The organism is Streptomyces sp. NPDC006265 (assembly GCF_040613555.1).
In the GTDB taxonomy this organism is placed as follows: domain Bacteria; phylum Actinomycetota; class Actinomycetes; order Streptomycetales; family Streptomycetaceae; genus Streptomyces.
Genome location: NZ_JBEXSH010000350.1, coordinates 1 through 8550 on the forward strand (window position 1 = coordinate 1; position 8550 = coordinate 8550).

The window sequence follows — 8550 nt, forward strand, 5'->3', positions numbered from 1 at the left end:
GACCGGACATAGCGCCGATGCTAGAGAGCGCCGCGCGGGTTACGAGAGGGGCACGCGCGCGTGCCCCTCAGAATCGTGGCGGACTTCTCAGGCCGGGCGCACCACGCTGTGGATCGCCGACTCGCCGTCGTAGAAGATCGACTCCTCGCGCACGTACGTGCCGGGCTTCGGGGCGTGGATCATCATGCCGTTGCCGATGTAGATCCCGACGTGGGTGACGTCGTCGTAGAAGAAGACCAGGTCACCGGGCTGGGCCTGGGAGAGCGGGACCGTGGTACCGACGTTCACCTGGTCGTAGGTCGTGCGCGGCAGGGTGACGCCCGCGGCCTTCCAGGCGGCCTGGGTGAGGCCGGAGCAGTCGTAGGAGCCGGGACCGACCGCGCCCCACACGTACGGCTTGCCGATCTGGGCGCGGGCGAAGGCGAGCGCCTTGTCGGCCTTGGTGGCGTACGAGGAGTCGGCCGGGGCCGTCGACGAGCCGGAGTCCGACGAGCCGGACGAGGAGGACCCGCTGTCCTGCTGCTGGGCGGCCTCGTCCTGCGCCTTCTGCTGTGCGGCCTGCTGCCGGGCCAGCTCGTCGGCCTTGCGGGCGGCCTCCGCCCGCTTCTCCCGCTCGATCGCCGCCAGCCGGGCCTTCTCCTCGGCGGTCAGCTTCGACATCAGCTCGCGCGCGTCGGCGAGCTTGCGCTGGACGGTGGCCTTGGCCGTCTTCAGGCCGTGCTGCGAGTCGGTGAGCGTCTCGAGGCTCTCGGTGGCCTCCTGGCGCTTCTTCATCGTCTCGGACTGCTGCGTGACGTAGTCGTCGACCGCGACCTTCTGGCGGCCGGTCATCCGGTCCATCAGCTGGGTCTGGTCGAAGTAGTCCTGCGGGGTGTCCGCGAGCAGGAACGTCGCGGTGTCCGGGGCGGCGGCGCCGGTGCGGTACTGGGCGGAGGCGAAGGAACCCAGCTCCTCGCGCGCCTCGTTGAGCTTCTGGGTGCGCTCGGCGACATCGTCGAGGAGGGTGTCGACGTGCTTGCGCTGCTTCGCGGTCTTCTCCTTGGCCGCGTTGTACTTGTCGGTCGCCGACTCGGCCTGGCGGTACAGGTCGTCGACCTTCTTCTCGACTTCCTCCAGGCTGGGCTTGTCGTCGGCCTCGGGGGCGGCGTTGGCCGACTGGGACAGCAGGGCCACGGAGGTGAGGGCCGCCGTTGCGAGGGCGGGGGTCCGTATGCCTGCCACGCGCGTACCCGTAGGACGCGACTTGCGGTGCGACGCCAAGGGAGGCGACTCCTTCCACGTTCCGCCTACCGAGTTAGCTGTCGGGTTCGGGCGGGTGGTTCGGAAGGTTTGCCCTACGGCCGTCTCCGCGCAGGGAGGCGGGCCGATTCACCCCAGGTTCACGGTTGGGTCCCCGGCTCCGGCTGCCGCTGCGGCACACCGGACTCGGCGGAGGCCGCGCGGCCCGGCGACGTTCGCCGGTGGGGGTCATGCGGCCTGGTCGCACCGTAGCCAACTCGTGTGGCCCCTGTGAAGGTTGATGGGCGATATGCCCGATACATTTTCGTGACCTCACTCATGAACGTTGCCGACAGTGAGCGATCGCGGGGGATTGGTCACGAGTCATCCCCAATTGCAGAGGGTGTGGCAGGCCGTGATCATGCGGTCATGGAGGGCGACATTGCGCCGCCGGGCGGTCGGCGGGAGCCCGGGTGCGGGGCGATGTTCTCAGGGCGGCGGCGGGCTGTCAGTGGGGCGCCCTAGACTCGGAGAGCGATGAGCAGCCTCTTTGACGACAACTTCCTGGCGAACCTCCAGGCCCAGCGGGGCCCGGCCGACGAGCCCCCGCCGCCACCCGAGGACGATCACGTACCGGAGCCGATTCCGGACGATCTGTTCGGCGGGAAGTTCGACGCGCCCCCGGACCGGGACGCCTACTACCGGGACGGCGCCCCCCGCCCGGTGATCGACTCCGCCGCGCTGCTGGAAGGGCTGAACGACAACCAGCGTGCCGCCGTCGTCCACTCCGGCTCCCCGCTGCTCATCGTGGCCGGAGCCGGCTCCGGCAAGACCCGTGTGCTCACGCACCGCATCGCCCACCTGCTCGCCGAGCGGGACGTGCACCCGGGCCAGATCCTCGCGATCACCTTCACCAACAAGGCCGCCGGCGAGATGAAGGAACGCGTCGAGCAGCTCGTCGGCCCGCGGGCCAACGCCATGTGGGTCATGACGTTCCACAGCGCGTGCGTGCGCATCCTGCGCCGGGAGAGCAAGAAACTCGGCTTCACCTCCTCCTTCTCGATCTACGACGCCGCCGACTCCAAGCGCCTGATGGCCCTGGTCTGCCGCGACCTGGACCTCGACCCCAAGCGCTTCCCGCCCAAGTCCTTCAGCGCCAAGATCAGCAACCTGAAGAACGAGCTGATCGACGAGGAGGACTTCGCCGCCCAGGCCACCGACGGCTTCGAGAAGACCCTCGCCCAGGCCTACGTCATGTACCAGTCGCGGCTGCGCGAGGCGAACGCCCTCGACTTCGACGACCTGATCATGACGACGGTCAACCTGCTGCGCGCCTTCCCGGACGTCGCCGAGCACTACCGCCGCCGCTTCCGCCATGTGCTGGTGGACGAGTACCAGGACACCAACCACGCCCAGTACGCCCTCGTCCGCGAGCTCGTCGGCACCTCCGAGCACGCCGTCGACGTACCGCCCGAGGCCGAGGTCCCGCCCGCCGAGCTGTGCGTGGTGGGCGACGCCGACCAGTCGATCTACGCCTTCCGCGGCGCGACCATCCGCAACATCCTCCAGTTCGAGGAGGACTACCCGGACGCGACGACGATCCTGCTCGAGCAGAACTACCGCTCCACGCAGACGATCCTCACCGCCGCCAACGCGGTCATCGAGCGCAACGAGTCCCGCCGCCCCAAGAACCTGTGGACCAACGCGGGCACCGGCGCCCGGATCACCGGCTACGTCGCCGACACCGAGCACGACGAGGCCCAGTTCGTCGCCGAAGAGATAGACCGCCTCACCGACGCCGGCGAGGCCAAGGCCGGCGACGTCGCCGTCTTCTACCGCACCAACGCCCAGTCCCGTGTCTTCGAAGAAATCTTCATCCGCGTCGGCCTGCCCTACAAGGTCGTCGGCGGCGTCCGCTTCTACGAGCGCAAGGAGGTCCGGGACGTCCTGGCCTACCTGCGCGTGCTGGCCAACCCCGAGGACTCGGTGCCGCTGCGCCGGATCCTCAACGTTCCCAAGCGGGGCATCGGCGACCGCGCCGAGGCGATGATCGACGCCCTGTCCCAGCGGGAGAAGATCAGCTTCCCGCAGGCGCTCAAGCGCGTCGACGAGGCCTACGGCATGGCAGCGCGCTCCACCAACGCCGTCAAGCGGTTCAACACGCTGATGGAGGACCTCCGCACCATCGTCGAGTCCGGTGCCGGACCGGCCACGGTGCTGGAGGCCGTCCTGGAGCGCACCGGCTACCTCGCCGAGCTCCAGGCCTCCACCGACCCGCAGGACGAGACCCGGATCGAGAACCTCCAGGAACTCGCGGCCGTCGCAATGGAGTTCGAGCAGGAGCGCGGCGAGGAGGAGCAGAGCACCCTGTCCGACTTCCTCGAACAGGTCGCGCTGGTCGCCGACTCCGACCAGATCCCCGACGAGGACGGCGGCGACGGCGTCATCACCCTGATGACACTCCACACCGCCAAGGGCCTCGAATTCCCGGTCGTCTTCCTGACCGGCATGGAGGACGGCGTCTTCCCGCACATGCGCGCCCTCGGCCAGGCCAAGGAGCTGGAGGAGGAGCGGCGCCTGGCCTACGTCGGCATCACCCGTGCGCGGGAGCGGCTCTACCTGACCCGGTCCACGCTGCGCAGCGCCTGGGGCCAGCCCTCCTACAACCCGCCCTCCCGTTTCCTGGAGGAGATCCCGCCGACCCACGTGGAGTGGAAGCGGACGGGAGCGACCGCCCCCGCGTCCTCCGGGCCGGTCTCGGCGGTGGCGGCCTCGCTGTCGTCGTCCCGCTCGCGCTCGTCGGCGTCGGGCGCCTCCGGTTTCGCCACGCGCCGCACCGCCGAGAAGTCGGTGGTGTCCCTGGCGGTCGGGGACCGGGTCACGCACGACCAGTTCGGGCTCGGGACCGTCGTCGGGGTCAAGGGCACGGGCGGCAACGCCGAGGCGACGATCGACTTCGGCGACACCAAGCCGAAGCGGCTGCTGCTGCGGTACGCGCCGGTAGAGAAGCTGTAGCGGCGTGAGGTGACCCGGTGGGCCCCTGCGCGCTCGACGCGGGCGGGGGCTGCCGGGGCGTTACTCGATACGGGCGGGGACGGCGGCTGCCGGGACGCTACGTCGGGTCGATGCCGTGGCTGCGCAGCCACGGGAGCGGGTCGATCGCCGAGCCGCCGCCCGGGCGCACCTCGAAGTGCAGGTGCGGGCCGGTGGAGTTGCCGGAGTTGCCGGAACGCGCGATCGGATCGCCGGCCTTCACGGTCGTACCCGAGGGGACCGTGTAGGTGGAGAGGTGGCAGTACCACGTCTCCGTGCCGTCCTTCGCGGTCAGGATCAGCATGTTGCCGTACGCGCTGTTCCACTGCGTGCGGACGGTGCCGTCGGTCGCGGCCATCACGGTCGTGCCGTACGAGACGGGGAAGTCGATGCCGGTGTGCAGGGACATCCAGTTGATGCCGGACTGCCCGTAGTAGGCGCTGAGTCCGTGCCGCGCCACCGGCAGGGCGAACTTGGGGCGCAGCCGCTCCTTGCGGGCCGCCTCCTCCGCCGCCCTCTTCTTCTCGGCCGCCTGCTGGGCCTTGAGGTCGATGCGCTCCTGCGTACGGCTGGCCCGGTCGGCGAAGTCGTCGGCGCCGGCGGACAGGCTCTGCAACTGCGTGTCCAGCTTGTTGTTGGCGGCGGCCGGCTTGACCGGCTGCGCGTCCGCCGCGGTCGTCTGCGCCTGCGCGGCGCCGTCGTCGGAGAACGTGCCGACGGAGGCGGCGGCGATCCCGGCGACACTCATCACACACGCCGAGGGCACCGCGATGGTCATCAGCGCCGAGCGCTTGGGGGGCGTACGGCGGCGGGAGCGGGACCCGGCGCGCGAGGCCGCCCGGGAGGACGGGGCCGGAGTGACGTCCTCCGCGCCGTCCAGCAGCGGGGCGACGACGGGCAGTTCGCCGGGGGCGGCCGGCTCACCGCCGTCCGCGGCGGGGTCGCGGTAGTCCGTCCCGGCGGATTCGTCGTACGTGACCTGGTCGAAGGTCGCGGTCTCGAGCTGGTCGAAGGTTTCGGCGGGGTGCTCGTACGCGTCGGGGGCCGGTGCGGCGGTGCCGTCGGAGTTCCACTGCGTCGCGTCGTAGGCGCCCGTGTCGAAGGTCTGCGTGCCCCACTCCCATTGCTGGGTGTGGTCGGCGGGGCTGCCGGCCTGGTCGGGCTGGAGCCAGGAACCGGCGTCCCACTGCCCGGTGGCGTCGGGAGACGGCGCCTGGGAGGGGATCGCCGACATCGGCTGCTGCTCGGCCGTCCAGGAGGTCGTGTCGTAGACGCCGGTGTCGTAGGAGGCGTGGTGCTGGGCCGCGTAGGCGTCGTAGTGCACGTTCTCGTGCGTGCCGGTGGCCCAGTGGCCGGTGTCGTAATTGCCCGTGTCCTGCCCGCGGCCCGGCATGTCGCCGAAGAGGGGGTCGGTCGCGAAGCTCGCGGTGGCGTGCCCGGTGGCGTCGAAACCGGCACCGTGGGTACCGGTGACCTGGGCACCGGTGGCGTCAAAACCGGTGGCGGTGTAGTCGCCGCACGTGGTGAAGTCGCCGTGCTGGGCTTCCTGGGTGCCGTACGACGCGTAGTGCGCGGAGGCGGCGTCGGAAGCCGGAGCCGGGGTCATGGTCCCCGACGGGTGACGGTCGTTCACCAACTTCTCTTTCGCCTCGACAACAGGGGCTGCCAGAGCAGTGCGGCGACTGTACCCGGCGGTACGCGGGCACGACAATCTTCGGCAGGTTTCGCGTGCGCAGGAAACGGGCATTCGGCCGTGTTTTGGCGGACGGCGGGCACGGGTTTGGCCCTGTGTTCGAAGTTTGTTCGAGCTTGATCGATACTGTGGCGCCGAGTGATCGCTGTATGACGAGTCTCAGGCGACTGTCAGACCGGCGGTGTGTTCGGTGGACGGTTCACCCGCGTGGGCCGTGTCGAGGACCTGCCGTATGCCGTTGGCGACGGCGGGGTGCACAGGCAGGGCGAGATGGCCGATGCCGGTCACGCGCACGTTCTGCGCCGTCAGATCGGGATGGTCGATGCAGGCCGCCTCCGGCGGGTCCATGACATGGTCCAGGTCGCTCCAGAAGCCGACGAAGTGCGTACGGCAGTCAGGGGCGGGCAGAGTGAGCTCCTCGAGCACCGGTGAGCCGGGGCGCATCTGGCGCACGATGGGGTGCGCGTCGGCCACGGGCATCACTCGGGTTCCCGAGTGCGGCGTGCCGAGCGTGACAAGGGTCCGCACGCGTGCGTCGCCGCCGAGCCGCTGCACGTAGTAACGCGCTATCAGGCCGCCGAGACTGTGCCCGACGACATCGACCTGCCCGGCCCCCGTGCGCTCGCAGATCTCCTCGATGCGTCGGCCGAGCAGCTCGGCGGCGGCGCGTATGTCGCAGGTCAGCGGCGAGTAGTTGAGGGACTCGATCTGCTGCCTGCCGTGCTGGGCGAGGCTGCGGCGCAGCAGGACGAAGACCGAGCGGTTGTCGATGAAGCCGTGCAGCAGCAGAACCGGCGGCTTTGCCTCCGTGGGCAGTTGGGCGGCGCCGTCCGCGGGCAGGGCCGGGACGGGGGCGCGCCGCTCCTGGGTGATGCCGGACGGGTAGAGGAGGAGATGCCCGGCCAGTATCGCGATCTCCAGGGCGGTGGCCTTCAGGAGTGCCAGGGAGAGTCCCGCCGGCCTGCCCGGCAGCAGGCGCTCGCAGAACGGAAGAAAGGGCAGAGCAGCCCTGGTGACCTTCATGGCCGACCTCCTGTCGGCACGCGGGAGGACGCCTCCGCCCCCCGTGCGCCCTCGTGGAAAGCAGCTGCGAAGACGGCCGGCGATGACCGCAAGAGCGGCGTGAGCTGCGGGGGCAGAGCGCGGCGTGTGGCGTGTGTGACGCCGGTGGTGCGACGGGGGTCCCCGATCGGTGGGGTGACGAGGTCCCCCGCTGGTGCGCTGTGTCTGCCCTGCGTGCTGTACGTGCGGTGCTTGCCCTGTGTGTCTTCGCCGAGATGCCGCACCGCCGCGGTGCCTGGTGGATGCGGCGTGACGGCAACCTCGGTGCGGCTCCCCTTGCGCTTGTCCCATCGTGTGATTTCCCCCTCGCTCTCCACCGTGAAACTGCCGGTTGCGGGATCCTGGAGATAACGTTCGTTCACTTGCCCGCCGGTTCGGGGCGGGGTGTCCGTGCGGTGCGGCGTGTACGGCTTGCCCGATGTGTGCGGTACTTGTCGATACGGATGGATGTAGTCGCTTCATGGAGGCAGTGATGGGTGTGGCAGCCGGTCCGATCCGCGTGGTGGTGGCCAAGCCGGGGCTCGACGGCCACGATCGCGGGGCCAAGGTGATCGCGCGGGCCCTGCGCGACGCCGGTATGGAGGTCATCTACACCGGCCTCCACCAGACTCCCGAGCAGATCGTCGACACGGCGATCCAGGAGGACGCCGACGCGATCGGGTTGTCCATCCTCTCCGGAGCGCACAACACGCTCTTCGCGGCGGTGATCGAACTGCTCAAGGAGCGGGACGCGGAGGACATCCTGGTCTTCGGCGGCGGGATCATCCCTGAGGCGGACATTGCCCCGCTGAAGGAGAAGGGCGTCGCGGAGATCTTCACGCCGGGTGCGACGACGGCGTCGATCGTGGACTGGGTCCGGACGAACGCCCGCCAGCCTGCGCAGGCGTAGGACTCCGGCGGTCCGGCCCGGGCTATTTTGTCCGGCCGAGGAGGGTGCGCCGTCGGTCCGGCGGGACGCGACGACTGTCTCTCGCGGCCGCCCAGGCCGTCGGTGTCCTCCGAAGCGGCCGGCTGCCGGTGGGTGCCTGTTGCCGGATGCCGCACGGAGCCCGTCGTACAGCGGGTTGTGGCGCGCCTCGCCGAAGGCGCGGACGGAGGTCATGCCGCTTCCAGCTCCTCGGTCATCGCCGCGCGCAGACGCAGGGTCGTGACCAGGCGCTGGAAGGCCTCCGCCCAGTAGCCGCCGGCCCCCGGCGACGCGTTCTCCGACTCGTCGGGCACGGCCAGCAGGGCGTCGAGCCGGGAAGCCTCCGACGGATCGAGGCAGCGCTCGGCCAGGCCCATGACTCCGCTGAAACTCCATGGATAACTCCCCGCGTCCCGAGCGATGTTGAGCGCGTCCACCACCGCCCGGCCGAGCGGTGCCGCCCAGGGCACCGCGCACACCCCGAGCAGCTGGAAGGCCTCGGACAGTCCGTGCGCGGCGATGAAGCCGGCCACCCACTCGGCCCGTTCGGCGGCGCCCAGCGTGCCGAGCAGCTTGGCGCGTTCCGCCAGGGACACCGCACCCGGACCACCCGCGTCCGGCGCCGACGGCTCGCCGA

The 8550-nt window shown here is 70.4% G+C and carries 5 protein-coding genes, 1 pseudogene and 1 riboswitch; of the genes and pseudogenes, 2 read left to right on the forward strand and 4 right to left on the reverse strand.

Annotation, left to right across the window (positions count from 1 at the left end; all coding sequences use genetic code 11):
- Positions 1–87: 87 nt before the first annotated feature.
- A complete protein-coding gene (locus ABZ281_RS25825; protein WP_356659125.1) occupies positions 88–1260 on the reverse strand; it encodes an NlpC/P60 family protein in 1173 nt (390 codons plus the stop codon).
- Between the two features lie 7 nt (positions 1261–1267).
- A riboswitch (cyclic di-AMP (ydaO/yuaA leader) is annotated at positions 1268–1441 on the reverse strand.
- Between the two features lie 314 nt (positions 1442–1755).
- Between ABZ281_RS25825 and pcrA the strand changes: the two genes are divergently transcribed.
- Positions 1756–4233 (forward strand): DNA helicase PcrA, encoded by a 2478-nt coding sequence (gene pcrA, locus ABZ281_RS25830; protein WP_356659127.1) that lies wholly within the window; start codon positions 1756–1758, stop codon positions 4231–4233.
- A 97-nt stretch (positions 4234–4330) separates the two neighbouring features.
- On the opposite strand, the gene ABZ281_RS25835 is transcribed toward pcrA, so the two are convergent.
- Together ABZ281_RS25835 and ABZ281_RS25840 are read right to left on the reverse strand one after the other, a co-directional pair.
- The gene (locus ABZ281_RS25835) at positions 4331–5998 is read right to left on the reverse strand and encodes a M23 family metallopeptidase (protein ID WP_356659129.1); all 1668 of its coding nucleotides are present in this window, start codon (positions 5996–5998) and stop codon (positions 4331–4333) included.
- A gap of 105 nt (positions 5999–6103) precedes the next feature.
- Complete coding sequence (locus ABZ281_RS25840; RefSeq protein WP_356659131.1) at positions 6104–6967, reverse strand: alpha/beta fold hydrolase; 864 nt, start codon at positions 6965–6967, stop codon at positions 6104–6106.
- Between the two features lie 511 nt (positions 6968–7478).
- Between ABZ281_RS25840 and ABZ281_RS25845 the strand changes: the two genes are divergently transcribed.
- Positions 7479–7895, forward strand: coding sequence for a cobalamin B12-binding domain-containing protein (locus ABZ281_RS25845; RefSeq protein ID WP_030842001.1), 417 nt, complete (start codon positions 7479–7481; stop codon positions 7893–7895).
- A gap of 209 nt (positions 7896–8104) precedes the next feature.
- Here the strand turns inward: ABZ281_RS25845 and ABZ281_RS25850 are convergent.
- Positions 8105–8550, reverse strand: a pseudogene (locus tag ABZ281_RS25850) (hypothetical protein); the annotation flags it as partial.